Origin of the sequence: Streptomyces anulatus (genome assembly GCF_000721175.1) — a bacterium.
GTDB classification, from domain to species: Bacteria; Actinomycetota; Actinomycetes; order Streptomycetales; family Streptomycetaceae; genus Streptomyces; species Streptomyces anulatus_C.
The window spans coordinates 1-23,238 of sequence record NZ_JOEZ01000056.1; the positions used below are offsets into that span (position 1 = coordinate 1).

The window sequence follows — 23,238 nt, forward strand, 5'->3', positions numbered from 1 at the left end:
CGGGGGGTGCGGGCGGCGGGGGGGGGGCGGGGGCCGGGCCGCTGCCGGGGGCGGACGCGGTGGGCCAGCCGCCGGGGCGACGGGCCTGGTCCCCACCGGCGGCGGGCCAGGATCCGGGCCGCTGGGCGGGCTCGGGGGCCTGTGGGGCGGGAGCCTGTGGGGCGGTCTCGGCGGCGGGCGGTGCGTAGGCGGCGGGGGCGGGGTGCGGTGCGGCGGCGGCCGTCCCGGGGGCGGGGGCCATGGGGGCTGCCTGGGCCGGCGCGTGCCCCTGGGGGGCGTGCGCCGGGACGTGGGCCTCGGGGCCCGGTGCGTACCCCATCGGCGCGGCCCCCGCCGGCGGGCCGGCGAACGAGGCGGCAGCGGCGGCCGAGGCCCCGCGCTCCAGCCGGTCGAGCCTGGCCTGCAGCGACCGCTCGTCGTCGTAGGCGGCGGGCAGCAGGACCCGGGCGCAGATCAGCTCCACCTGGAGGCGCGGCGAGGTGGCCCCGCGCATCTCCGTGAGCCCGTCGTTGACCAGGTCGGCGGCGCGGCTCAGCTCGGCGGCGCCGAAGACGGAGGCCTGGGCCCGCATCCGCTCGACCACGTCGGCGGGGGCGTCGATGAGGCCCTTGTCCCCGGCGTCCGGCACGGCGGCCAGGATCACGAGATCACGCAGTCGCTCCAGCAGGTCCGCGACGAAGCGACGCGGATCGTTTCCGCCCTCGATCACCCGGTCCACGACCTCGAAGGCGGCGGCCCCGTCACCGGCGGCGAAGGCGTCGATGATCGAGTCGAGCAGCGAACCGTCGGTGTACCCGAGGAGCGAGGTGGCCATGGCATACGTCACACCGTCGTCGCCCGCACCGGCCAGCAGCTGGTCCATGACGGACATCGAGTCACGCACGGACCCGGCCCCGGCCCGCACGACGAGCGGGAGGACGCCGTCCTCGACGGGGCTGTTCTCCCTGCCGCAGACGTCGGCGAGATAGCTGCGCAGGGTGCCCGGGGGCACCAGCCGGAACGGGTAGTGGTGCGTACGCGACCGGATCGTCCCGATGACCTTCTCGGGCTCCGTGGTCGCGAAGATGAACTTGAGGTGCTCCGGCGGCTCCTCGACCACCTTCAGCAGGGCGTTGAAGCCCGCCGGGGTGACCATGTGCGCCTCGTCGATGATGTAGATCTTGTAACGACTGGAGGCGGGCCCGAAGAACGCCTTCTCGCGCAGGTCGCGGGCGTCGTCCACACCACCGTGCGAGGCGGCGTCGATCTCGATCACATCGATGGAACCCGGCCCGTTGCGCGCGAGGTCCTGGCACGACTGGCACTCCCCGCACGGCGTGGGCGTGGGCCCCTGCTCGCAGTTCAGACAGCGGGCGAGGATGCGCGCACTGGTCGTCTTTCCACAGCCGCGCGGCCCGCTGAACAGGTACGCGTGATTGACCCGGTTGTTCCGCAGGGCCTGCTGGAGCGGGTCAGTGACATGCTCCTGACCGATGACCTCGGCGAACGACTCGGGGCGGTAGCGGCGGTACAGCGCAAGGGACGACACATCTACGAGGTTATCGGGGCCGGCTGACAACCGGACCCACGTCGCCCGAGCGCCCGCCCTCACACCTCCGCCCGGCACCCGGAGCAACCCCGGCGGCCGGGGCCCCGGAAACGCAAAGGGCCCCCCACGCACCCGCCAGAGCCGACCTACCCTTGCTGCCTTCCGGCCCTGGGGGAGTTCAGTCAGATAGCGCCACGTGAGGGGCTGACGCCCACCTTAGCGGATCCCCACCCCCTCCGGTCCACCCGCCCACCCCGCCGAACGGCGACCGAACAGCCCCGCGGACCCTCTCCGGACGATCTTCGGGGAACGTGTTCGCGAGCACCCTCCAACGTCTTGTATTGTTTGCGGCGGAGGATTCGCCTAGTGGCCTAGGGCGCACGCTTGGAAAGCGTGTTGGGGGCAACCCCTCACGAGTTCGAATCTCGTATCCTCCGCCATTGCTCTCACCGGGCAATACGTCGAAGGCCCCCGCAGCTTGCTGCGGGGGCCTTCGACGTTGGTGGTCTCAGTTTTGGTCTCAGTTGCTCCGAGGTGACGCGTCGGCTCGGTTGCTGGTCCGCTCCTCCGCCGCGCACCCCTCAAGGCCGACAAGCCAGAGCGCGCTCTCGTTGGTCATGGGGACGAGTGGATGTCGATCCCACGGGCCCGATGCTCCGCAGATGGAACAGATCACTCCGTTGAGCGCGAGCGACGCCTGTGGATAACTCTCGTGGCCGAAATCCTCCCTAGTAGTGTCAAGACGTGGCCACTCCCCTGTTCTTCGACACCGCCCTCCACACCCTCCCCTCAGTCCCCGAGGAGGCCGTGGAGCACGGCGAGGTGTTCACGCAGCGTTGGGTCGTCGATCTGATCCTCGACCTCGTGGGCTACACCTCTGACAAAGCCCTCTGCGACCTGAAGCTCGTGGAGCCGGCCTGCGGATCAGGAGCCTTTCTGGGAGCCGTGGCTTCGCGGATCAGCGCATCCTGCCGCGAGCAAAACCGTCCCATCAGTGACGCAAGCCATGCCGTGCGTGCGCTCGATCTGCTGGAGCGCAACGTCCGCAGGAGCCGCGAAGTCGTCGAGCAGCACTTGGTCGACGACGGCTGGAACCCAACAGATGCCCAGCAGGTGGCGGCGGCCTGGGTCGAGCAGGGTGACTACCTACTCCAGCCCGAAGGGACCCAGCACGCGGACTATGTGGTCGGCAACCCGCCCTACATCCGCCTGGAGGACGTCCCGGCGGACAGGATGGCTGTCTATCGTCACGCGTGCCCCACCATGGGCGGCCGCGCAGACATCTACGTCGGCTTCTTCGAAGTCGCCCTTCGAAGCCTCGGGGCAGCCGGACAGCTGGGCTTCATCTGCGCGGACCGTTGGATGCGCAATCAGTACGGCCGGCAGTTGCGCCAGCTGGTGACCAAGAACTTCAGCATGGATCTGGCTATGGTCATGCACGATGTGGACGCCTTCCACGACCAGGTCTCCGCGTACCCCGCCATCACGCTGATCAGCAAGCGGCCTCAGGGGACCGCTGTGGCAGCGGACACCACACGAGCCTTCGGTGCTCCTGAGGCCACCGCCTTCGCACGCTGGTACGCGACTGACCAGACAGAGTCGGTCACGACACCAGCGTTCCAGGCCGCTCGCATGCCGCACTGGTTTCCGGACGAGGACTCCTGGCCGAGTGCTTCACCTGCACGACTGGCAGTCCTCGAGGAACTGACAGAGCGCTTCCACCTGCTTGAGAGCAAGAAGTCCGGTACCCGAGTCGGCATCGGCATCGCCACCGGAGCGGACAAGGTCTTCCTCACCGACGACGGCACGTTGATCGAAGACGACCGCCTCCTGCCGATGGCCATGGTTCGCGACACCACGAGCGGCACGCTCAACTGGAACGGCACCTACCTGGTCAACCCCTGGACGGCCAACGGCGATCTGGTCGACCTCGCCGCGTATCCCCGGCTTGCCAGGTATCTCGACGAACACGGGGCCGCGTTGCGCAAGCGCTACGTGGCGGTCAAGCAGCCACACCGCTGGTACAAGACCATCGACAAGGTCGATCACGCGCTGACTCGGCGACCCAAGCTGCTGCTCCCGGACATGAAGCTGACGATCCATCCGGTACTCGACGAGGGCGGACTGTACCCTCACCACAACCTGTACTTCATCGTCTCGGACGTCTGGGACATGCGCGTGCTGGGTGGTCTCCTACTCTCCAAGGTCGCGGAAGCATTCGTGGAGGCGTACGCGGTCAAGATGCGAGGGGGGACCCTCCGCTTCCAGGCTCAGTACCTCCGCAAGATCCGGGTCCCAGACCCGGAAGCGATCAGCGAGCGCGACCGAGAAGCCCTGGCGGCAGCTTTCGACAAGCGAGACGTGAGGGCCGCCACGGAGGCCGCCCTGCGCGTCTACGGACTTGCCGAGCTTCCTGACTAGGAGAGCGGATCTTGACGGTCACCCGCCAGGACTTCGAGGACGCGATAGCGACCTATTGGGGCGCCAAGCAGCTGCAGCGGGAGCAGTCCGCGATCAAGGCCGCGGTCGGCGCCGGCACCGCCGGATCCGTGCGCGGTGGTAAGCACTTCGACGCGATCGCGATCCTCCTGTCGAAGTTCTTCCTCGAAGCCGGCTACCCGCCCGAGAGCATCCGGGTCACCAAGAAACAAGGTCTGGAACTCCCCGGTTACTACCGCCCCCAGAAGCAGTGGGACCTCGTGGTGGTCCACGAGGGAGTGCTGGTTGCGGCTTTCGAACTGAAGGCCCTCGGTGGGCCGTCGTTCGGAAACAACTACAACAACCGGGTTGAGGAAGCACTCGGCAGCGCGGTGGATCTGCGACGGGCCGCCTTGGCCGAGCTGTATCCGAAGGAGAAGCCCTGGCTCGGTTACTTCTTCATCATGGAGGACGGCAGCGGCTCTCGGAGGCCGGTCAGCATCGCGGAGGGCGCGCTGCCTGCCGATTCAATCTGGCACGGCACCTCGTATCAGGACCGGTTCGGGATCTTCTGCGAGCGCCTTGTGGCCGAGCAGCTGTACGACGCCGCTTGCTATGTCACGTCCTCAGCCGAGGACCCCAAGCCCGTCGAACTGGTGAACAGCCTTGACTGGCGGCACTTCTCGGCTGCCATAAGCGCCCGCCTCACGTATTTGAAGGAGCTCGGGATCCCCGGCTAGGAAAAAGGACGAGCGGGCCCCGACCGATCTGGTCGAGGCCCCGCATTCGGATGCCTTCGCAGGGGCGAGGTCCCTAACCTCGATCTTGCTTGACGGTCCGCCGCGGAGTCGGTCGGCCGTTTCGTGTGGTGGGTAGAGGGGGCAGGTCGGGGGCCCAAATGTCGTCTCGGGGTGGCGCGGGGTTCCACTGCTCCGGGTGAAGGGCTCGCGTGGGAACGGGGAGACCTGCTGGTCACCCGGGGTTCGGTAGGAGAGCGAGCCGTTCGAGGGCGTCGATGATCACGTGGGTCCAGGGCCAGTGCCGGCCGGAGGCGGGGGTGTGCGTGTATTTCGTCTCACGGCGAGCCGCCGACGGGGCCGCCGGGGGTCGTCCCACCGGCCGGGGGAGCAGGCACGGGTGGGGGTGGCATGGCGCGGCGCGGGCGCGGGAAAAGGCGGCGGGCGCGGCCCCGGGGGCGAAGGTGCGCTTCCACCGCGGCCATGTAGCGCTCGCGGACATCCGCCAGCGCCCGCAGGTCGATCACCGACGTCGGGATCACCATCGCCGTGTCGTCCGCCCCTGGGGGCGAGAGCCACGCATCCTTCATGCTCTGCCCGGCCACCGTCCGCGTACGGGCGACGAGTTCGTCATACGCGGCGCCCACCTCCGGAGCCTCGAAGCGGACCCACGCCTCGTGCCAGGTCAGTCTGGACTGGATCTCTCGCAGCTGCTCCGACAGGCGGACCCGCTCCTCGGCGGCAGCGTCCGCGCGGCGGCGCCGCACGGCGTAAGCCATCTCCGCGTACTGGATGCTCGCCTCGTACGCGCTCGCGAACAATTCCTGCTTCCGCTCCTGCAGCTGGGCGCGACGGCCAATCCGCGCCTGGAGGCCGAGGACGAGGCCGGTCACGAGTGCGGCGAAAACAGCGGCGTAGGGGCCGAAGACTTTGATCGCGTCAGCCAATGATGTGGTCCTGTTCGTCGAGGCCCGGCGAACCGTGGCCGTGGGGTGCTTCGAAGCCCGGCCAGATGTTGGTGGCGCGATAGGCAGATTCCCATCGCAGATGGCGGACGATGATCGCGACGAGGACCCGCCCGCCGTCACCGGGCGACCAGCGGCGCGAGGGCGCGTCCTTCGGGTACCAGAGGCAAAGGGAACCGTCGGGGTTGCGGTGGGCGGGGCAGTCGGGTCCGCGTGCGTGGACGCGAGGGAATGCCGGATCGCCGGCGGCGAAGGCGATCCGGAGACTGTGTGAGGGCAGGATCCGAACGTGCGGGTAGACCTGGACAGTGAAACCGGACGCGAAGTCGGCAGGTTTGTCCACCTCGCGCGCGTCGAGCCCCGTTGAGCGCATCCCGGTCAGCAGCTCGGCGCGGGCCATCGGACGTGCGAACCAAGGACGCCGCGCAGGACGCCCGTCACCCCTCAACGGCCGTGTCCTCCCGCCACGAGCGCGTCTTCGGGATGAGCAGGCTCGCACCCGCGAGACCGAGGCTGGCAGTGGTGCTCAGGGGAGAGGACGCGGCGGAGAAGGCGCGCTCACGTTCACGCATCGTCTTGGGGAAGAGGTACTCCAGGACCTCCGCCACCGTGTCTACATCGTCGGGGTCGGCTATGGCCTTCGCGAGCCTGTCGGCCGCGACCCGTAGCCGTCGCTCGGCATCCGCGTCGGGGATCAGCGGCTTGAGGTCGGGCGAGACGGAGCGCGGATCCTTGGTCGACTCGCCGCGCTGAAGGCGCAGGGCGGCCTTCAGCAGCACCGTGTGGACGGCGCTGACGAGGCCCATTCTCGGCTCGACGAACTCGTAGGCCCAGACGGAGAGTTGGTGTGAGGAGAAGCCCGGCTTCGCGGCCTGAGCATTCCACGCCTTGAGGATGCGGATGGCGCGGCGCCTGGTGCGCCGCAGGGCGTCGGCGCCGGACGTCAGCAGCTCTACGTGGCCCTGAGGGTCGCTCGCACTCCATGCCTTTGCGGAGCCCGGGGCCTGCTCCAGGTCGGGGATCCACAGCCCGCGCCCATCACGGCGGCGCAGCGCCACGATGAGATCGACCGTGACTTCCGTGCCGTTGACCGGGGCGCCGAAGTGAATCTTGAGGCCCCGCCGGGACGTGCACACCCGCGCCTTGGGGTAGAACGGGGTGCGCTCCGGGTCGCGGAGCTTCGGGCCGATGAACGCGACAAGTTCGTCGGTGATGGTGTGTGGAGCCTCCCCTTCTCCGTCAGGACCAAGCTCCGGGTGCTGGACACGGTCCAGGATGATCCCGCCGTCCCCATCGCTGACGGCTCCCGCGTGCGGCTGAATGTGGGTGCGAACGGGGATCGAACCCGAGCTGTACGACGTACGGCCCTCGGGGTGCTGCTCGGCCAACCTGCGCGCCAGCACCAGACGTTCGCGCGTCGCTGCGAGGACGTCGGGATCTACGTTGATCAGAGTGAGCAGGTCGTCGAACTGATTGTGCAGATGTGCCATGACCGTTCCTTGCGGGCGGGGGTGCGGTGCGTGGACAGACAGCCGGCACGGGTGTGTACCGTGCTCCGAGTCTGACGCACGCCACTGACAACGCCCCGGTTCTGAGCGGGAGTCACAGCCCAGCGCGGCCCGGTCGATAAGACGGTCACCGAGGTCAAGGACCGGCGCCGCCAGGTCTCACGACTCCCCAGAGTCATCGGGTTCTTCCTTGCCCTGGGTCAGGATCCGGCCTCCGACGAAGACCACAGCCAGAGCCAGCCCGGAACCGACACCGACCATGACCTTCTTCAGTAGACCGTCCACGTGGCGCTTGTGCTCAGAGTCCTTCTGAGAAGCAAGTCTTGCCGTTTCCTGGATGAGTTCGAGGAGGTGCTTCCTCTGTTCCCAGGTCAGGTCGCCTCTGTGGAGTTCTCGCTCGAAGATCACCCGGTTCTCCCGGAGGGCCTGGTAGACCTGATCCAGGCTATGCCTGCCGTCCGCGAGAGTGGCCTCGTGGGCCTTCTCGATGGCTCCGAAGGCATCCGTGGCGAACTTCCTGAACTCGGGGAACTGTTCGACGATCTTCATGGCCACTTCGGTGTCCATGTCAGGCATCATGGCCGCGAACTTGACCGCTTTCTCCTTGGAGAGATGCCTCCAGGTGTCGATCCCGAGCGCGCGCATGATCTCGGCTTCGTTCTTGTACTTCATGCCGTGGGGCCTCCATCGCTCTCCTTCGCAGCGCGTTCTTCCGCGCTGCGGGCCGCTAACTCTGCCCATCGCCGTACGTGGCGGGATTACGCGCCCGGTCCACAGCCTGTGCGCACGCCTCCCCGTAGGCCGACGAGACCGCGTTCTCGTCCGTGCCCCGCACGTGGGCCTCGATCTCCTGGCCTGGCCGACGAGAAGTGTGCCAGCGGACTGGCAGGTCCGTGTACAGATCGGGCTCGAAGTCCCAGGCCCATGTTGACCATCGGGCAGGACGCCCGACGTTGAGCCGTTCACCTCCCGTCAGGAACACGGCATGAGCGTGGTGCACCATTCGGCGGTCGGGAACCTCATGGCGGATGAGCTGGGCTCCACCCCCCGCCTCGGCCTCCCAGTGTTCCCGCCCCATCTCCTCGACCTGTGCCGCCTGGCCTGGCCGGTCCTCGCTCCACTGGGCAATCACTTGCTCCGCGTGCTCGCGGGCGGCGAAGGCCAGGCGTCGGCCGCCAAGGTCAGCGAGGTAGACAGCTGAGTCGACCGAGGCAGGGCCGGAGCGCACGGCGGCACGGGAGCCAACCTCCTCCGCGGCGTCCGCAGGCACGGCCCAGAGCAGGGCTCCGATCTTGGCAGCAGTCTGCTGCAGGACGGGGCCGGTCATGTGCTGGTAGCGGCGGCGCATCCGTGCGGACTTGCCGGGCTCCCAGCCCATGATGCTGTCGACGACGGCGTCGGAGATCCCGAGGATGAGCAGGACCGTGGCCGCCGTGTGGCGGGCGTCGTGAAGACGGCCGTCGCGAACCCCCGCAGCCTTCAGCAGGTCCTTCCACCGGTGGAAGTCGGTGTTCGGGTTCAGGGGTTCGCCGACCGGCGAGGTGAAGACGTACTCCTTCTCCGTCCAGAGGTCACGGGCGAGAGCGCGCTCTCGGCCCTGCTCCTCCTTGTGCCGGCGGAGCAGGGTCATCAGCTCGTCAGGAACGCCGATTGGCCGCTGCCCGGCCCGTGACTTCACGTTCTTGGTCTCGCGCCGGACGTTGATCTTCTGCGGGCAGAAGCCGGGCTTGCGCCCGCAGCGGTTGCCGCAGCCGTGCTCGTAGCGGGGCCGCAGGCGGCCTCGTCGGACGCGGATGACTCCGAGTTCGAAGTCGACGTCGGTCCATTGCATGCCGAGGACCTCTCCCTGGCGGAGGCCGAGAGCCAGGGCGATGACCCAGCGGGCCGCATTGCGGTGCTTTCCCGCCTCCGCCAAGAGGCGCTGGACCTCCTCGACCGAGTACGGCTCGACTTCGTCCTCTTCGAGGCGTGGCGCCTTCGCGATCGTGGCTGGGTTGCGGGTGAGGTGGCCACGGCGCACGGCCTCGTTGAGGGCGGTACGGATGGTGCGGTGTGCCTGGTGGGCGGTGCCTGGGGCGCTGCCGGTCTCCTGCATCTTCTTGTAGAAGCGCTCCAGGTGTTCCGGCTCCAACTTCTCCAGGCGGTGGGCACCCAGGCCGGGGATGAGGTGATGATTCACCGCGACGCGGTAGCCGTCGATAGTGTTCTCGGAGACGTTCGGCGCGGCAATGTTTTCGACCCAGTGGGTAAGCCAGGTCTCCAGCGTCCAGCTCTGTCCGGCCTTGCGAACCGAACCCTTGTCTCGTTGCCGCTCCAGCTCCCGTACGACTTTGGTGACCTCGGCTCGGGTCTTGCGGCTGACGTGACGGCGGTCGGGCTTGCCGTCGTCCTTTACGCCGACGGTGACACGGCCGTGCCAGCGACCGTCCTTGCCCAGATAGATGCTGGAGGCTCCGTTGGGCTGACGACTATTCGCCGTCGCGCCCCGCGTCATGCTGCGGTCCCGAAGTCGCCGGACGTGAGGCGCCGAGCCAGGAAGTCGTTCACCGCCTCCGCTGGGATGCGGCGCAAGCTGCCGATCTTGACCGAGGAGATTTCGCCGGAGGTGACGTACTCGTACAGCTTCGTGCGGCCGATGCCGATGCGTCGCGCGGCTTCAGCGACGGTGAGGGCGACGAGGGTGGTGTCGTCTTGGGCCGGCCGACGTTCGGAGATCAGGTTCCGCAGGTCGTCCTCGGGGACGTCCAGCAGGTCGGCTATCAGGGCAAGCGGAAGTTCGTTTCGGTGCAAGGGAGGGTCCTCTCCTGGCAAGCCACGGGACGGCGAATCCCAGGCCACGCGGGTCAATCGTTCAGGGATGGGCGTGAAGAGAAGGAGCGATAGATGGCAAGACCCGCGCTGTTCGTAGCAGCGAGGGAGCCGGTTAGCTCTGTTCGGGTGGCGTGTCCATTCGCTCGCCGAGGAAGCTGCGGAGCCGCGTCGGGGCTCCGCGGTGGTGATGGAATTCGCCCTTCGAGGCGATGGTCAACTCGTGGGTCAGTAGCGCCTTGACCATGTCGTCCTGGTTGGGGTTGGCGTCCGTGTACGCCGCCAGTTCGTCCTGGATCCGGCGCATGTCCTTGCCCAGATCCCGCCATTCCCTCCATCTCGCGACGTACTCGCCGACGAGACGTCGGACCAGCGGATTGGCGAGCTGACCGGGCGGGCTGGTCAGCTCGTCGAAGGTCAGATCGAAGACCTTGCAGAAGCCGAGAGCCTCATCAAGGTTGACCCGGCGGCGAGGCTTCCCGCTCTCGATGCGCCAGATCGCGGACTGGTTGACCGGGTGGCCGGCATCAGCCATCCGCTCGGCGAGAGTGACCGTGCTCCATCCGCGCGCTTCGCGTTCGAGCTTGATGCGCTCCGCGACGTGCTCCTCGGCTGGAGGCCGGTCCGGCCCCGCGCGGGAGGCGCCTTCGTCACTGCTCATCACTGCACCTCCTTGCTGGGGCCCGACGGACAGCCGGGTCGATGGTGAAAACTAAACACCATTCCGGAGCCGAATGCAACCGTTGCGTTTCCAAAACGTCAGGTACTGTAGACGTCCGCCCTCGAACGGCGGTGAACGCAAAAAGCCCCCGACGCTACGAACGTCGGGGGCCAAGCACGAACTCTCGTAACCGCCCATCCCTGAACGATTGACCCGCGTGGCCTGGGATTCGCCGTCCCGTACGGCCCGCAAGTTGAGGAGCTCAATGTCCAGTATGGACGAACCCCGGCCGAACGCGCCACACCTCGCGGGAACCGGCCGCCAGCCCACGGCCGGCGACCTCACCGCGGTTCCTCCGCACGACGTCGACGCCGAAGCCGCCGTGCTGGGGGCCTGCATGCATCAGGCGGCGGTGATCGCGGATGGCGCTTCGTCACCGAGACCGGCACTGACACCGAACCTCTCTGGGGCACTCGGGAGCAGACGGCCTGGTCGTCGGGAGAGAGCCTGATGATCGTCGGAGCGCCGGGAGTCGGGAAGACCACGCTGGCCCACCAGGTGATCCTCGCTCGTCTGGGCCTGTCGGACAGCGTCCTGGACATGCCGGTCGCATCGAGCCGGCGGGTGCTTTACCTCGCGCTGGACCGGTACAAGCAGATCGCCCGCGCCATGGCCCGCAGCGTCGGGCCCGAGCACGAGCAGCGCTTGCGCGACGGGCTCGCCGTCTGGCAGGGCCCCCTGCCCGCCAGTCTGGACAAGGAGCCCGACCTCCTCGCCGACCTCGCCGCAGCCCACCAGGCCGACACCATCGTGATCGACAGCCTCAAGGACGCGGTGAGCACGCTGGTCGACGACGCCCTCGGCGTCGCCTACAACAACGCCCGCCAGCGAGCTATCCGCAATGGCGTCGAGATCATGGAACTCCACCATCAGCGCAAGGCCACCGAGGGCGCTCCACGCGCCCAGAAGCCCACCCTGGACCGCGTCTACGGCTCCACCTGGATCACCTCCGGCGCGGGCAGCGTTCTCTTCGTCTCCGGGGAGGCCGGCGACCTCGCCGTCACCCTGCACCACCTCAAAACCCCCACCGGCGAGATCGGCCCCCTACAGGTCATCCACGACCACGAACGCGGCATCTCGACGCTCGACCCCGCCCTCGACCCGGTCGCCATCCTGCGACAGCGCCCCGACGGCCTGACCGTGCGCGAACTCGCCATGATCCAAAGCGGCCAGAACAACCCCGAGCGCTCGGCCACCGAGAAAGCCAGGCGCACCCTGGACCGACTCGTCAGGGCCGGACTCGCAGGCAAGGCCGAAGGCACCGCGGGCGGCACCGGAGGCGGCCAGCAAGCCCGCTACCGCGCCTCAGTCCGCCATATCGGCGCCGTCTCCTGACCTGATCGCCGAACGCCGGGACCGTACACGAGGGCGTACACGCACCCCTCCCCCGCGCACCGGCCCACGCCTCACCGCAGGCGTACACGCCAAGAACGAAACCCCAGGTCAGACGATCACGCGATCGTTCACGCCGTACACGCACACCAGCGTTCACGCGTGAGCCCCCCTTTAGAAGGGGGCTCGCGTGTACGCCCCCTGCGTGAACGCCGTGATCGCCTCCGCAGAACCACCCCGGAGAACCCGCATGACCACACCCGACACCCCTCATGACACCACCCGGCAAAGCCACTCGATGCCCCAGGCCGAGCACGTCCAGGACGTGAAGCCACAAGCAACGGCCCAGCATGCCGCCGAGCGGTACGCCCTCGCCGCGGCCGGAACCGTCATCATCGCCCTCACCGCCGGCGGCTTCTGGCTCTCCTACGCACACCTCGCCCAAGTCGCCGGACAGCATGGCCTGGGAAGCTCCCCGGTCCGGCAATGGGCCTGGCCCGCGACCCTGGACGCCTTCATCGTCGCGGGCGAACTGCTCATGCTCCGCGCCGGCCTCCGCCGAGTGACCGACTGGTGGGCGGTCACCCTGACCGCTACCGGGTCGGTCGGATCCATTGCGCTCAACGTGGCCGGTGTGAGCGGCACGGGCAACGCGAGCGTCGTGCCCTTGCTCGACTACGTGGTCGCGGCAGTTCCCCCGACCTCAGCCCTGCTGGCCTTCGGCGTGCTGATGCGGCAGATCCACCAACTGGTCGACCGGCCCTTCGACCGCCCTGCACTCAATTCCGCCGAGGCACCGGAAACCGCGGGCCACACCATCCGAACGCATCGCCAATCCGCAGGCAACCGACTCCAGCCGAACGCCACCGCCCAGGATTTCGGAGGGCCGGCCGCGTGGTGGGCGTCCGGTCAGCGCGACGGTCGAGGAACTGGTCGAGATCGGACGGATCGCCGCGGCCGAGCAGCGCAAGCTCACACGGGACATCGTGCAACAGGCCATACGTGCCAAGGGACATACGGTCGGCGGCCAGAGGCTGACCGAAGTCATGGAAGTCCTCCGGTCGGAACCCGGCGTCGGTCGGAACGTCGGCTGATCGCCCGCCATCCCGGTGGCCGGAACTCCTACGGCCACCGGGCAAGCGGTCCCCGCCTCTCCGCCGCCGTCACTCATCCACACCCCGCAGTCGTAGCCGTGGCCTCCGCACGCCACCACCCGGCCCACACCTTCCGGAGAACCATCCGTGACCCACGACCCGAACCACACTGACGGCTCCATCGATGAGCCGCCGACACTGACGAAGTCGCCTACGCTGACAGACCGTTTGCGGCGGGCGTTCGGACGGACGGCTCCTGGCGGAGCCAGTAGTACCCCGAGTCCGACTCATGGCCGGTCTTCGGGGTTCTCCGCCCCGGGGGTGGCGGAGACGGCCCAGCGCCAGGGGGCGCCGGACCCGGGAGCTGGGGCCGGGGGCGGCCCCGACCCGGACACGCTTCACGCCGCCCAGCAAGCGATCCTCCGCCCGACGCCTACTGACGTTCCCGTCGTCGGCGAACCCTCTGTGCAGCGCGTCCAGCCAACGATCCGCCGGTTCACCGGCGACGCGCGCCTGAAGCGCGTCGGCCCCTTGCGCTTCACCGACGACGAGCGCACCAGCCTGCGCGAGGCCGCAGCCGAGCACGGCTACAAGGGCGAATCCGGCTTCGCCGCCGACGTCGTCCTCGCCTTCGTCGACGGCCGCTTCACCGCGAACCTCCCCCTGTCCGAGGACCGCCGCCGCACCCACATATTCCGTGCCCAGGTCCTGCGCGCCCTCAACCGCATCGGTAGCAACATCAACCAGATCGCCCGCGCGCTCAACAGCGACCTCACCCCGCCCGACATCCGCCAGCGCCTCGACGAACTCCACCGCCTACTCACCCTGATCGCCGAGGCCCTGCGTCAGCCCACCGACCCGAGGGAGGAATCGTCAACGTGATCGCAGCCATCAAACCGGCCGGGTCCAACACCCGCGGTCTGCTCGCCTACCTCTACGGTCCCGGCCGGCACGACGAACACCTCGACCCGCACCTCGTCACCGGCTTCGCCATGCTCGGCATGCCCAATCCCGGCCGCGACGAACAAGCCACCCTGACCGAACTCGGCCACTACCTCGACGAGCCCGTACGCCTGCGCAACAGCGAGTTCGGCAAGCCTGTCACCGACCATGTCTGGCACTGCCCCGTCCGCGCAGCACCCGAAGACCGCTACCTCTCCGACACCGAGTGGGGCGAGATCGCCCAACGCATCGTCCAGGCATCCGGCATCGCCCCCGAAGGTGACGATCTGGCCTGCCGCTGGATCGCCGTACGCCACGCGGATGACCACATCCACATCCTCGCGACCACCGTCCGCGAAGACGGCCGACGCCCCAAGCTCCACGACAGCGGCATCCGCGTCGGCGACGCCTGCCGGGAGATCGAGAAAGACTACGGGCTGCGCCGCCTGAAGAAGGGCGACCGCACCGCGGCCCGCCGTCCCACCCAGGCCGAGATGCACAAGGCCGACCGCCTCGGCTGGGAGCAGACCAGCCGCGAGTGGCTCCAGGACCGCATCCGCGCCGCCATCCCGCACGCCACCAGCGCCGAGGAACTCCTCGCCTACCTCGAAGCCAGCGAAATCCTGGTCAAGCCCCGCCGCGGCCCCTCTGGAGACCTCCTCGGCTACTCCGTAGGCCGCCCCGGCGATCTCAACAAGGACGGCGAGCAGATCTACCACCCCGGCGGGAAGATCGCCCCCGACCTTTCCCTGCCCAAGCTGAAGGCTCGCCTGGAGACCAGCGCCCCCGAGGAACACCCCACCGCCCGGCGCAACCGACCCGCCACCGCCTGGCATCAGGCCACCGAAGCCCTCGACACCCTCCACACAGAGATCACCGGCACAAGCGCCGACGACGGTAAGGACGCACGAGCGCAGGCACACATCACTGCCTTGGGCGAACTCATCGAAGCCACCGCCCAGAACGCCCCCGCAGATATCCGTGCGCAACTACATGCGGCCAGCCGGACCTTCGCCCGTGCCCAGCGCTCTCAAAGCCGTGCCGAAGACCGCGCCGCCCACACCCTGCGGTCTGCAGCCCGCGACATCGTCAACACTGCCACCGGGCCCGACGGCAGCGCCCTCGCCGCCCTGACCGCCGCACTCCTCTGGGCCGCCATCCTCGCTGCACGCTGGCACGAGGCTAAGGGGCACGCTCACCAGGCCGACGCCGCCCGCCAAGCCGTTCAGCACCTGCAGTCAGCCGCCGACGACGCGCTCAGTGCGACGCTCACCGAGCTGGCAGCCCGGCCCTTCAAGGAGGAGACCCGTCGCATCCTGGCCAACGACATACGTGCAGCTGTCCCCGAACACGCCGAGCGGATCCTCTCCGATCCCGGTTGGCCCGCGCTCGCCACGGTCCTCGCCGATGCCGAAGCCGGCGGCCACAAACCCCACCAACTCCTCAAGGAAGCCGCCGCCCGCCGTGAGCTCGGCACTGCCCACAGGCCCGCCCGCGTCCTGATCACCCGCATTCAGCACACCAGCCGCAACCCCGCACCCAACCGCCGCGCCGAAGCAGCCCGCCTACGAAGCACCACCGCGTCAGCCTTCAGCACACCGTCTCCCGGCACCCAGCCGCCCACGGCAACAGCAGCCCCCACGAGCCAGCCGAGCCGCCCCCGCCGCTAACCCTGAGGAGAGCGCGTTACCCAGAGCCCCGTCAGGGGCACGAACCCACCCCAGCCACACTCCCCCACAGCTCATCCCCGTCTCATCAGGCGACGGCTACCTCCCGCAGCAGAGACGGGTGGCTGGGCGGCTGCACTCATACACGTACCTCTTGCTCAATAACCCGAGCGATCTCTGGCCAGGGAACGAGCGGAGGGCCAAAAAGCGACCAATAGTCGTAGAGGTCTCGGACCACGGCGCTGACACCGAGGCGCACAGCGTTTGAGTCGATCGAACCGATGACCCGTCGTGTGATTCCACCTGCCCCTCGGGCCGCAGGAGCGATCCCGTGGCCCAGAAGGAGAGTGGCGGTGCGGATGGCGTCCAGCGTTTCTGTTGGGGCCGCCCGGGCGAAGCGACCGTAGATCATTTCGTGCCAGCGCATTTGGGTGCGCGCCCAAGCAAGGCGCTCCAGCCCCGTTCCTAGGTCGACGGCCAGGCGATCCGGGTTCTCGTGGTTCCACAGGAGGACGAGGTCTCCGAGCGTGAGGTCCAGGTGCCGAAAGCGCAGCGTTACGCCGCCGACCTGTCGTCGTCGCCACGGAGTGACGCTGCCGTAGATGCTCAGATGCCGGGCATGGAAGCCGAGCTGGGAAAGGACGGACAGCCAGCTGTCGAGAATGGATCCGTACTCGTCCAGGGTCTGCACGGGTTGGACTCTGGAGATGTTGACGAAGGATGTCAGGGCTCCTTCGCACAGGACGCCAGCGGTGTCGCGTGGGCCTGTGAAGCGTACGACGGGCTGAGGGAGAAACCCGGTCCGGTACGTGTGTGGCTTGCCCTCTTTGAGGAGGGGGTCGAGGGCTTGGACCGCGGAGATGGTCAGTTCGGTCTCGCGTCCGCATCTGAGCGGGAGGCATGCGGCGCGTGGGGCGCCGTCCCTTGCGAAGCCGTTCTCCAGGCGGTCGAGGATCTCCTTCCAGGAGGGCGGGTGGCGAGGTGGTCTGTAGGGGGTTCCGCGGTGGGGATGGCGGATGTCGATCCGGGAGTCGGCGACGGTGAACTCCCAGTGCTTGCCTAGCGCCGCGCGGAGAACGGCGGGTATCCGTCCCGACAGCGCTTCATTGGCCGTGCCGGTCATGCTGATCCTGTCGCCAGTGCTCGAAAGTGCCGGACAGGATCGAAGCGGTGCTGACCGATCTCCTGGACCTGCTGGTGATCGAGCGTTGCCGCTCGCTCGATGGCACGAGCCAGTTGGCGGGCGGCTGTCTCGTCGTCCGCACCGGGGTCGGCCACGGTGATCGCGCCGGTGCGCTCGCACAGTGCCGCTTCTGCGCAGGTGCCCTCGCGCCAGGTGAGTGCGGCCATGGGCGTGCCGGCCCGTAAGGATTCCCCGAAGACTGCGGCGCCGGCTTCCACGTAGGTGCGGGCGTAGGTGTAGACGAAGACGGAGGCGTCACGGATGGCAGCGGTCTTGGCAGCGCCGCCGAGCTCACCGACCCACTCTACATGGTCTGCGCTGAACAGTCGGTCGTAGCGCCGCACATAGTCCGCGTCGAAGACGGGGCCAACGACTCGTACCCTGCGGCCGAGTAACTGGGCTGCCCGTACGGCTATGTGTGGCGCCTTCTCCTCGTCGATCCGGCCGAGCCAGACGAGATCGGCTCCGGGGACGGCCGGGGGTTCCTCCTCGTGGAGACCGAGGTGAACGGCAAGCTCGGGGATTGGTTGGTGAGCGGCATACCTCTCGATCATTTCCGGCGAGTAGCAGTAGAGACGTGACCGCTTGCCGTCGAAGGCTGTGTCTGCGTGCTGGAAGATCGGCGAGTGCTGGAACGTGGCCACATCGCAGTCCAGCGCGGCCAGAGTGCGGGTCCAGGCGGGGAGCGAGGGATATTCGTGTCCAACGACCAGGAGGTCGTATCCGGTGCTGCGGAGCTCACGCTCGGCGAGGGTTCCTGTGGTGATGTCCTCCAGCCGGACGGGCTTACGGACCCAGTCGTTCTCCAAGTCCGTGAGCCAGCCCGGCCCGAGGAGGTGTACGTCGGCGCCTGCGGCCCGGGCGCCCACGGCGACCGCCCACAGCCATCGTTCGATCCCGCCGTACCCGGCGGGTGGAAAGGCGTAGCTACCAGGGAAGTCGCAGACGCCGACGAGCACGTTATGCCTCCGGTGTTCCGTCCGCCGAGATACGGCGGAAGCCGAGGTACGGAAAGAGCGATTCGGGCAGGACCAGGGAGCCGTCCTCCTGCTGGGACTGTTCGAGAAGCGCGGCAACGGTTCGGCCCACGGGGAGGCCGGAGCCGTTAAGCGTGGCGACGAGCTTGGGCTTGCCGTCCTCACCGCGGGTGCGGATGTTCGCGCGGCGGGCCTGGAACGTGCCGAAGTTGGAGATCGAGGAGATCTCGCGGTACGTGTTCTGGCTCGGGATCCAGACCTCGATGTCGTACGTGAGCTGGGCGGAGAAACCCGTGTCGCCGGCAGCGAGGGTGACGACCCGGTAAGCGAGGCCGAGTTCCTTCAGGCATGCCTCGGCATGGCTGACCATCTTTTCGAGCTCGGCGTCAGCGTCCTTCGGGTCGACGATTCGGACCATCTCCACCTTGGAGAACTGGTGCTGGCGGATCAAGCCCCTGGTGTCGCGCCCGTACGATCCGGCCTCCGAACGGAAGCATGGCGTGTGGGCGGTGAGCGCCAACGGCAGCTCGGCGGGAGGGATGATCTCGTCGGCGTAGAGGTTGGTCAGTGGCACTTCGGCGGTCGGGATCAGGAACAGCTCCCGGTCGGCGACGCCGGTCTTGAAGAGGTCTTCCTCGAACTTCGGCAGCTGCCCGGTGCCCGTCATGGTCTTTCGGGTGACCAGGTACGGAACCGCGTGCTCGATGTACCCGTGCCGACGGGTGTGGAGGTCGAGGAAGAGCGTGGCCAGCGCCCTCTCCAGCGCTGCTCCGGCGCCGCGGGAGACCGCGAAGCGTGGGCCGGAGAGCTTCGTCGCCCGTGCGAAGTCGAGAATGCCGGTGGCCTCGCCGAGGTCGACGTGGTCCTTCGGCTCGAACGGGAATGCCGGCGGTGTGCCGACACGCCTGACCTCGACCGCGAACTCATCGGAGTCACCATCGGGTGCGGCGTCGTCCGGCAGGTTCGGAATGCTGAGGAGGAGGTCGCGGAGCTGTTCCTGGACCTGCTCCTGCCCAGTCTCGATCTCCCGGATCTCGTCCTTGAGCTCGCGAGCGCGCTCCTTCAGCTTGGTGATGTCACCGCCCTGCTTGGCCGTCTGCTGGACCTCGCTTGCCACCCGCTTGGACTCCGCCCGCAGCTCGTCGGCCGAGCGGATGTTCTGGTTGCGCCGGGACTGAAGGTCCTCCAGCGCGGACAGGTCCAGTGTGTAACCGCGACGAGCGAGCCGACGAACCGCTTCGGCACCCATTTCAATCAGGGCGCGGGCATCATGCATGAGGAAGATCCTTCTGATCCGGCGAGTGGGATGCGGATTCGACGGTAGCAACCGCCGAGCCTCCACCGATCCGCAATACGGACGCGGCATCGTCGTCCTTGGCCTCTTGGTGTCGGCCATCCCGATCAAGATCGCCCAGCAACGCCGTGAGCCGGTCGGGCAGCTCATCGTCAGGGATGACGATCGGATCGAGATAGGGCGCCTCCGGAAAGAAGAGCGGCATGGCTTCATTTGCGCAGCGGGTCTGCTGCCAGAGGAGCACCGAGATCAGCAGGCCATGCCCTACGAGGACACGGGGCCCAGGGCGCTCCAGGGCGGAGAGCAATCCCACGAGCATTCTCCGGATGCCCTCTCGCTGGGATTCGGTTCCGCCCTCTGGGCGCTTCGTTGAGCCGTGGCCGTCGAGCCAGACCGCGTACTCCAGAAATGGGCTGCCTTCAAAGATTCCGTAGTCGAGTTCGTTCAAGCGAGGGTCGATGACCAGCTTCGCTGCCGGAACCCCCATCAACAGAGATGCTGTTTGCTGAGCTCGGGGAAATTCGCTGGTCAGCCACGTCCGTACCGTGTGGAGAGGCAGGGTCGCCCAGCCTCGGCTGAGCGACTGCCGCCCCTCCTCGGTCAGCCGGATGGGCTTGGACGGATCACCATTGACCAGATATCGCCTGCTGTAGTTCGTCTGCCCATGGCGGAGGATGTAGGTGGTCACGAGTCCCTCCTCGGGATCGACGCCGAGAGGCTGGAGAGCACTTCCGACATGCGTTGCGCTCTCGGGTCCGCGGTCTCCACGTAGAAGAGGAGTCCGTCGAAGGCCAGCGCTCTGCACCAGGGGGCGAGTACAGGGACGGGGATCCGGGAGATCCGGGCGGCGGCGGCAAGCCGCCTGTCGGTTCCGCGCCCGAGGTCGTAGTAGACAGTCCAGAAGGCCCAGTCGAATACCGCGTCGCCCACCATGGGCAGCGGATCCAGCAGGCGCGGGTGCCCCAGCCAGTCGAAGGGCACGTTCTCGCGGTACAGGTCTGCGTGAAGGACGGTCGTGCGACCGGCGTCTTCCCGTAAGCCGGATAGTGCTGGGTACGTGGCGTCGACGAGCTGGCGCCATGAGCCGAGGCAGAGTGTCTTTGTCCGTCGCTGGATCCGCGGCAGCATTTCGGTGCGGATGTGGTCTGCGAGGTGAGGTAAGGCACCTCGCAGGGTTCTGCGGCGGCCGATGGTGTGCAGCCCTTGGAGGGCGGCAGCGACCATCTGCATTTCGCGCGGAGGCCGCTGAGCAGCACCGGGGCGGCCTGCCACCAGTTCGAGGGCGGCTACCCCAAGATCGTCCGCGGTCTCGACGACGTCCACCGTCGGACCGCCGGCCCACAGCTGCAGAGCGCTGATCTCGTGCCGGTATCGGGCAGGGTCAGCCCATGCCTTTAGCAGCAGCGGGCAGCCGTCGAGGGAGGTGGCCAACGCGATCACTGAGGCGTGTCCGGCGTCGTGGTAGCCGCCGAGAGACAGCTTCCAGCGCTTCGCAGCTTGTTCCAGCAGGCCAGGTACCGCAGCCAGCCACATCTGCGCACCCGGCCCGTAGTGGTCGAGCAATCGCTGTCGGGATCCTGCTGGAATCTCTCCGAGTGTCCGCGCATTCATCAGCTCAGCACAATCCCGTCGGAAACAAGCTCATCCGTCAGAGCCGGGAACTCCCCGAGAGCTTCCGTGACCAACGCCTGCACCTTGTCGACCTCGGCATCGGGCGAGGACAGCCGAACGAGGATGCGCCAGGGCTGATCCAGCCGCTGCCCCGTGGTACTCACCAAGTGCACCTCAGCATGCCCCCCGGTCGCTTCGTGAAGCCGGTTGGCGAGCCGCTGCGCAGCCACGTTGTACAGCTTGCCGACGTGATAGACCGGGTTCTTGCCGTTGGCCCCCTCCAGGTTCATCGGCCTCAGCGGCGTGATGAGGCCGTTTACACGATTGCCCCGCCCTACCACGCCTTCGTCACCGGATTCGATCGAGCTGCCGGTGTAGGTCAGATAGAGCTCATCCTTCTCCGGCACGTCGCGTGCGTTCAGCCGGAAGCGAGCCTTGGAGCCGGGCAGCCGTAGTCCGGCAAGCCGGTAGCACTCGGCGAGGACGCTTTCGGTGTTCCGGACGTACTCCGCGCGGCTGCTCACGTGACGCGATTTCTGCGGGACGCAGAGCACGACGTCCGCTTGGTCCCCGTCCCAGTACCCCATGAGCTTGACGTCCGAGCCGCACCAGGCGCGGGAGAGGGTGAATTCGCTCTCGCCGGAGAAATGATCCACCAGCTCGCGGACGAACGACTCGAAGGGGTTCTCCGGCGCCCATCCGGTGCCGAGGGAGGTGTCGTTCGAGAGCCGCACGCGCCGCTCCCGCAGATCGTCTATGGAGCGGGGGTTGAACCAACGGGTTCGGTCCGGCACCGCATCCCCGGTGAGGACGGCACCAGGGCTGGAATTGCTGGTGATGTTGAAGGTGAGGTCGAGGTGATCCGAGACCTCGGCGAGCCGCTCGGCGAAGAAGGACCGCACCTCGGCCTCCACGATCTCCGTGACCGGGATGGGCTCGCCACCACACATTGGCGCCGCCCTGCCATTGACCAGAACCCGCACCGGCGAGGTCATCCCACCTGCCCCGTAGCGCACCTCGCTGGCTCCTCCCAAGAGCGCGAGTTTGTCGAAGTTGTGGTGCAGTACGGCGCCGAAGTGCTCGACCGTATAGCGGCTGTAGGCACGGGACAGTCGCTCGGCAAGATGGTCGGCCAGGGTGTCCGGGTGGCCGAGTCCCTTGCGTTCCACGATGGTTGTCGCGTTCGGCTGGGCCATGCCGGTGTCGATGACGAGATGGCTGTTGTCGATGGTCATGCTCGTACGAGGCATCACGAACTCCCGTTCCGGGGGGCAGAGGCGGATGAGCGCAGGCGTCAGCACGCCTGGACGAGCAATGAGGCGCAGAGTCAGCGAGGAACGCCAGCAGCGCGGAGGCGGACGATGGTGTGGGCCAGCGACTGGTACGCGGAGATGTCCTGCTCGTCGGCCGCGAGTCGACAGACGTCGTGGACGGTGACGAGCCGGATGTCTTGGGGCCGACGGCGATCGAGCCATAGGAGCAGCCGCCAGGCTAGAACCGGGCCGCTGAAGGGCAGCCGGGTCACGAGATCGACCGGGATACGTCCAGGTGGAACGCCCTTGTACAGCAGGTCGCGTATGAGGTGGAAGACCACATCGGTGTAGTCCAGGACGGCCGGTCCGCGGGCACTCGCCTCCCAATCGACCACGTGCAGGCGATCGCCGTCGACGAGGAGGTGCTCGGCCTTGAGATCGCCGTGCAGGTGAACGACCGGGTGCGCATCGATGGTTTGAAGGGCCGCGCTCAGCACCGACCACCAGGGCAGTCGGTGACAACGACTGGAGAGCTGGTCCAGAAGGAACTGGTGAGAGGAACATAGATCGACACGCCTTGCTCCCCAACCTGAGCCTGGTGTGACGCCAGCAGTGGGCCGGTGCAGTCGCCCACTCACAGCCACGACGTGACCGATGTATCGCTCAACCGCCTCACGCGTGCCTATCGAGCACGGCGTCCCGGTCATCGTCCGGAAAACGGTCCAAGAGCCGGCTTCGCCTCCCCCGGAGGCAAGGACGAGCGGAACCGAGATCCCCCGTAAGGCGGCGCGCTCGATCGTTGCGACTTCGTCCCGACGCCTGCCGTCGGGATCGATGACCACGTAGACCTTTAAGAAGGCACTGCCGTCCGTGGCGTGCTGCGTTCTCGAATACGACTTGTGGACTGCCGGCCCGAACGGGCCAAGGCCGTGCTCGGTCCACGGCTCGGCCACCCCTGTGCCGCCCATTCCCCACACCTCCATCCCGCCGAATCCGCTTCGCGTGAAGCGGTTGTCAGTGCTGCCGACGTGCTTATGCCGAGTCCCCAGGGGCCAAGCCGTCTGGTGCTCCTTGGCCCGGGGAGATGCCATCTTCTACGCACTAGTACTCCAGTGTGACTTCGCGATCTTGGGTCGGACCCGCGTGAGAACTGGAACGGCCACCGCGTGATCATCAAGGGTTGTGTGGACTCATGACGAT

At 67.8% G+C, this 23,238-nt stretch carries 20 protein-coding genes, 1 tRNA gene, 1 other RNA gene and 2 pseudogenes; 7 read left to right on the forward strand and 17 right to left on the reverse strand.

Features of this window, described 5'->3' with window-relative positions; genetic code table 11:
• A partial coding sequence (locus IG90_RS0136900) for a DNA polymerase III subunit gamma and tau (protein ID WP_030594922.1) occupies positions 1 to 1,528 on the reverse strand: 1,528 nt, incomplete at its 3' end.
• A 112-nt stretch (positions 1,529 to 1,640) separates the two neighbouring features.
• Positions 1,641 to 1,737, reverse strand: an RNA gene (gene ffs / locus IG90_RS41185) — signal recognition particle sRNA small type.
• 143 nt (positions 1,738 to 1,880) lie between these two features.
• On the opposite strand from ffs, the gene IG90_RS0136905 reads away from it, so the two are divergent.
• The 3 genes from IG90_RS0136905 to IG90_RS0136915 all read left to right on the forward strand — a co-directional run bounded on the left by IG90_RS0136905 (position 1,881) and on the right by IG90_RS0136915 (position 4,686).
• A tRNA-Ser gene (locus tag IG90_RS0136905) sits at positions 1,881 to 1,968 on the forward strand.
• Between the two features lie 304 nt (positions 1,969 to 2,272).
• Positions 2,273 to 3,949, forward strand: a complete 1,677-nt coding sequence (locus IG90_RS0136910) for an Eco57I restriction-modification methylase domain-containing protein (RefSeq protein ID WP_030594925.1) — start codon at positions 2,273 to 2,275, stop codon at positions 3,947 to 3,949.
• Positions 3,950 to 3,960: 11 nt separating this feature from the next.
• On the forward strand, positions 3,961 to 4,686 hold the full coding sequence (locus IG90_RS0136915; RefSeq protein WP_030594928.1) for a PaeR7I family type II restriction endonuclease: 726 nt from the start codon (positions 3,961 to 3,963) through the stop codon (positions 4,684 to 4,686).
• A 335-nt stretch (positions 4,687 to 5,021) separates the two neighbouring features.
• Here IG90_RS0136915 and IG90_RS41000 read toward each other — a convergent pair whose 3' ends face one another.
• The 7 genes from IG90_RS41000 to IG90_RS0136950 all read right to left on the reverse strand — a co-directional run bounded on the left by IG90_RS41000 (position 5,022) and on the right by IG90_RS0136950 (position 10,625).
• A complete protein-coding gene (locus tag IG90_RS41000) occupies positions 5,022 to 5,630 on the reverse strand; it encodes a hypothetical protein (RefSeq protein ID WP_051860339.1) in 609 nt (202 codons plus the stop codon).
• A complete protein-coding gene (locus tag IG90_RS41005) occupies positions 5,623 to 6,048 on the reverse strand; it encodes a hypothetical protein (protein WP_030076848.1) in 426 nt (141 codons plus the stop codon). The genes IG90_RS41000 and IG90_RS41005 overlap by 8 nt, the downstream gene beginning before the upstream one ends.
• A 37-nt stretch (positions 6,049 to 6,085) precedes the next feature.
• Complete coding sequence (locus IG90_RS0136930) at positions 6,086 to 7,138, reverse strand: hypothetical protein (protein WP_030594934.1); 1,053 nt, start codon at positions 7,136 to 7,138, stop codon at positions 6,086 to 6,088.
• Positions 7,139 to 7,315: 177 nt separating this feature from the next.
• Positions 7,316 to 7,828, reverse strand: a complete 513-nt coding sequence (locus IG90_RS0136935) for a hypothetical protein (protein ID WP_030594937.1) — start codon at positions 7,826 to 7,828, stop codon at positions 7,316 to 7,318.
• A gap of 55 nt (positions 7,829 to 7,883) precedes the next feature.
• Positions 7,884 to 9,650: a tyrosine-type recombinase/integrase gene (locus IG90_RS0136940; protein WP_030594940.1), complete on the reverse strand. Its 1,767-nt coding sequence runs from the start codon at positions 9,648 to 9,650 to the stop codon at positions 7,884 to 7,886.
• Entirely contained in the window at positions 9,647 to 9,946 is a 300-nt protein-coding gene (locus tag IG90_RS0136945) for a helix-turn-helix domain-containing protein (RefSeq protein WP_030076856.1), read from the reverse strand. The genes IG90_RS0136940 and IG90_RS0136945 overlap by 4 nt, the downstream gene beginning before the upstream one ends.
• Positions 9,947 to 10,079: 133 nt before the next feature.
• Positions 10,080 to 10,625, reverse strand: coding sequence for a helix-turn-helix transcriptional regulator (locus IG90_RS0136950; RefSeq protein ID WP_030594944.1), 546 nt, complete (start codon positions 10,623 to 10,625; stop codon positions 10,080 to 10,082).
• 420 nt (positions 10,626 to 11,045) lie between these two features.
• Between IG90_RS0136950 and IG90_RS0136955 the strand changes: the two are divergent.
• A pseudogene (locus IG90_RS0136955) lies at positions 11,046 to 12,020 on the forward strand (AAA family ATPase); the annotation flags it as partial.
• 295 nt (positions 12,021 to 12,315) lie between these two features.
• Positions 12,316 to 12,714 (forward strand): annotated as a pseudogene (locus tag IG90_RS47230) (DUF2637 domain-containing protein); the annotation flags it as partial.
• Between the two features lie 6 nt (positions 12,715 to 12,720).
• On the opposite strand, the gene IG90_RS47235 reads toward IG90_RS47230, so the two are convergent.
• Positions 12,721 to 12,993, reverse strand: coding sequence for a hypothetical protein (locus IG90_RS47235; protein ID WP_411572657.1), 273 nt, complete (start codon positions 12,991 to 12,993; stop codon positions 12,721 to 12,723).
• Positions 12,994 to 13,432: 439 nt separating this feature from the next.
• On the opposite strand from IG90_RS47235, the gene IG90_RS0136965 reads away from it, so the two are divergent.
• Together IG90_RS0136965 and IG90_RS0136970 are read left to right on the forward strand one after the other, a co-directional pair.
• Positions 13,433 to 13,993, forward strand: coding sequence for a MobC family plasmid mobilization relaxosome protein (locus IG90_RS0136965; protein ID WP_030594950.1), 561 nt, complete (start codon positions 13,433 to 13,435; stop codon positions 13,991 to 13,993).
• Positions 13,990 to 15,723 carry a relaxase/mobilization nuclease domain-containing protein gene (locus IG90_RS0136970; protein ID WP_030594953.1) on the forward strand — a complete coding sequence of 578 codons (1,734 nt, stop codon included), beginning with the start codon at positions 13,990 to 13,992 and terminating at the stop codon, positions 15,721 to 15,723. The genes IG90_RS0136965 and IG90_RS0136970 overlap by 4 nt, the downstream gene beginning before the upstream one ends.
• Before the next feature lie 136 nt (positions 15,724 to 15,859).
• Here the strand turns inward: IG90_RS0136970 and IG90_RS0136975 are convergent, their stop codons facing one another.
• The 7 genes from IG90_RS0136975 to IG90_RS0137005 form a co-directional block, all read right to left on the reverse strand.
• Positions 15,860 to 16,843 (reverse strand): hypothetical protein, encoded by a 984-nt coding sequence (locus IG90_RS0136975; protein WP_030594969.1) that lies wholly within the window; start codon positions 16,841 to 16,843, stop codon positions 15,860 to 15,862.
• Positions 16,840 to 17,862, reverse strand: a complete 1,023-nt coding sequence (locus IG90_RS0136980; RefSeq protein WP_030594972.1) for a glycosyltransferase family protein — start codon at positions 17,860 to 17,862, stop codon at positions 16,840 to 16,842. Before IG90_RS0136980 ends, IG90_RS0136975 begins: the two co-directional genes overlap by 4 nt.
• 1 nt (position 17,863) lies before the next feature.
• A complete protein-coding gene (gene serS, locus IG90_RS0136985; RefSeq protein WP_030594975.1) occupies positions 17,864 to 19,156 on the reverse strand; it encodes a serine--tRNA ligase in 1,293 nt (430 codons plus the stop codon).
• On the reverse strand, positions 19,149 to 19,862 hold the full coding sequence (locus IG90_RS0136990; RefSeq protein WP_030594979.1) for a histidine phosphatase family protein: 714 nt from the start codon (positions 19,860 to 19,862) through the stop codon (positions 19,149 to 19,151). Before IG90_RS0136990 ends, serS begins: the two co-directional genes overlap by 8 nt.
• On the reverse strand, positions 19,859 to 20,737 hold the full coding sequence (locus tag IG90_RS0136995) for an aminoglycoside phosphotransferase family protein (protein ID WP_233436139.1): 879 nt from the start codon (positions 20,735 to 20,737) through the stop codon (positions 19,859 to 19,861). The genes IG90_RS0136990 and IG90_RS0136995 overlap by 4 nt, the downstream gene beginning before the upstream one ends.
• Before the next feature lie 47 nt (positions 20,738 to 20,784).
• Complete coding sequence (locus tag IG90_RS0137000; RefSeq protein ID WP_233436140.1) at positions 20,785 to 22,020, reverse strand: methionine adenosyltransferase; 1,236 nt, start codon at positions 22,018 to 22,020, stop codon at positions 20,785 to 20,787.
• 92 nt (positions 22,021 to 22,112) lie between these two features.
• Complete coding sequence (locus IG90_RS0137005) at positions 22,113 to 23,129, reverse strand: aminoglycoside phosphotransferase family protein (protein ID WP_324604320.1); 1,017 nt, start codon at positions 23,127 to 23,129, stop codon at positions 22,113 to 22,115.
• Between the last annotated feature and the right edge of the window lie 109 nt (positions 23,130 to 23,238).